General features: G+C 48.0%; 1 rRNA gene. It reads right to left on the bottom strand.

Annotation, left to right across the window (positions count from 1 at the left end):
- Positions 1-12: 12 nt before the first annotated feature.
- Positions 13-124: ribosomal RNA gene (rrf, locus tag MWU56_RS16490) — 5S ribosomal RNA — on the bottom strand.
- Between the last annotated feature and the right edge of the window lie 157 nt (positions 125-281).

Here is a 281-nt window from a genome sequence, read left to right as displayed (position 1 = left end):
GAAGGGCTTCAAGGAAGGCGGCGACCTACTCTCCCACCTGGTGTGGCAGTACCATCGGCGCAAACGGGCTTAACTTCCCTGTTCGGAATGGAAAGGGGTGGGCCCCGTCGCCATGGCCACCTAGATTTTTATGCCGAGTTTATTTCGGCACGTCCCTGTTGTTCCATCGATAGTTACCGACAAAAAACAAAGAACAGTTTTTTATATGACATAATATGGGACGGATATGTGCATCCGTTCAAAAAAGAGTCAACGAAGTATGTTTGTTGTTAAGGAACCAC

The organism is Allomuricauda sp. F6463D, from assembly GCF_023015965.1.
Classification (GTDB): Bacteria; Bacteroidota; Bacteroidia; order Flavobacteriales; family Flavobacteriaceae; genus Flagellimonas.
This window is presented reverse-complemented; position numbering and strand designations above follow the sequence as displayed.